This window comes from Finegoldia magna (assembly GCF_018371055.1).
GTDB lineage: Bacteria > Bacillota > Clostridia > Tissierellales > Peptoniphilaceae > Finegoldia > Finegoldia magna_I.
Genome location: NZ_JAGYZD010000282.1, coordinates 1 through 2000 on the forward strand (window position 1 = coordinate 1; position 2000 = coordinate 2000).

At 36.2% G+C, this 2000-nt stretch carries 2 protein-coding genes; both read left to right on the top strand.

Translation table 11 applies throughout. From position 1 onward, the window contains the following. Positions 1 to 882: nucleotide sugar dehydrogenase (locus KHW44_RS09085; RefSeq protein ID WP_304068714.1), on the top strand; the 882-nt coding region annotated here is incomplete at its 5' end. Positions 883 to 936: 54 nt separating this feature from the next. Then, positions 937 to 2000 (top strand): non-hydrolyzing UDP-N-acetylglucosamine 2-epimerase (wecB, locus tag KHW44_RS09090; protein ID WP_304068717.1); only part of this gene is annotated, 1064 nt, incomplete at its 3' end.

Sequence of the window (2000 nt, forward strand, 5' to 3'; positions counted from 1 at the left end):
ACAGTTTCACCGGGAGCTATCGACACATATGTCAGACCTGTTGTTAATGAATACATGGAAAAATCAGGCAAGAAATTAAACTTGGTTCACGCTCCTGAAAGAATTATTCCTGGTAACATGGTTTACGAATTGGAACACAACGCTAGAACAATCGGAGCTGACGATCCAAAATACGGCGAAAAAGTTAGGGAAGTGTACTCAACTTTCTGCAAAGGTGAAATCAATCTAACTAACATCAAAACTGCTGAAATGACAAAGGTTGTTGAAAATACATTTAGAGATATCAACATTGCATTCGCAAACGAATTGGCTAAGATTTGTCGCCAAGGTGGACTTGATGTCAATGAAGTTATCAAAATTTCTAACAAACACCCAAGAGTTAACATTCTTTCACCAGGACCTGGTGTAGGTGGACATTGTATTTCAGTTGACCCATGGTTTTTAGTTGGAGATTATCCACTTCTTACTGAAATAATCTACAAAGCTCGTCAAATCAACGATTCAATGCCAGAATATGTTCTTAGACGCGCTTACAATATAATGCAAGAAAACAACTTAAAAGATTTTTCAAGAGTTGGTATTTACGGATTGACATACAAAGAAAACGTAGATGATGTCAGAGAATCTCCAACACTTCAATTATTACAACACCAAAAAGAACATTTGGGAGATGGATTGAAAGTTTACGATCCAATGGTAAAAAGAGAAGTTGTGGAAAATCAATACCACGATTTGAACAAATTCTTAGACGATGTTGATTTCGTAATTGTGATGATTGGTCACGACGAAATCAGAGAAAACATGGATGTATTAAAAGACAAAGTCGTACTTGATACAAGAAACATCGATGTTGACAACAAATACAATTTCTACAAATTATAAAACAAATCAAAGGGCGCTAAATTTGCAGCGCCTTTTTTTAAAAAGAGGTAAAAAATGAAAAAAGTAATGGTGGTTTTTGGGACAAGACCAGAAGCGATTAAAATGTGTCCACTTGTAAAAGAACTCAAAAAAAGAGACGAATTCGAAGTTTGTGTGCTTGTAACTGGACAACACAAAGAAATGCTACGTCAAGTATTGGACGTTTTCGAAATCAAAGAAGACTACAACTTGGCTATCATGAAAAAAGGACAAAGCTTGTTCGATGTTACCACAACTATTTTGGACAAAATAAAATCTATACTAGAAGAAGAAAAACCAGACATTGTTTTGGTTCATGGAGACACTTCGACAAGTTTTGTTGCAGGACTTGCTGCATTTTATTTGAGAATACCAGTAGGTCATGTGGAAGCTGGACTTAGAACTTACAACAAATACTCTCCATATCCAGAAGAATTTAACAGACAAGCCATAGGATCGTTGGCAGATTTCCACTTCGCACCAACTACAACTGCAAGGGATAATCTGCTAAGAGAAAACAAAGACGAATCCAAAGTTTTCGTAACGGGAAACACAGTAATAGACGCACTTCAAACAACAGTACGTGACAATTATTCTAACGAAAATTTGATCGAAGGTAAAAAGATGATTCTTCTAACAATGCATAGAAGGGAAAACTTGGGAGAATCCATGAAAAATTCCTTCAGAGCAATTAAAAGAGTTGTCAACGAAAACGAAGATATATATGTGATTTATCCTATACATTTGAATCCAAAAGTACGAGAAATCGCAAACGAAGTATTTGACAATCATCCTAGAATCAAACTCATCGAACCGTTGAATGTAGTTGATTTTCATAACTTCATGAAACAATCATTCTTCGTAATGACAGATTCAGGTGGAATTCAAGAAGAAGCTCCAGCACTTGGAAAGCCCGTTTTAGTAATGAGAGACACAACAGAAAGACCTGAAGGGGTAGAGGCAGGGACATTAAAATTAACTGGACTTTGTGAAGAAGACATCTACAACGAAATGACAACACTTCTTTCTGACAAAAATGAATACGACAAAATGAGTGAAGCCACAAACCCTTACGGAGATGGCCACGCATCTGAAAGAAT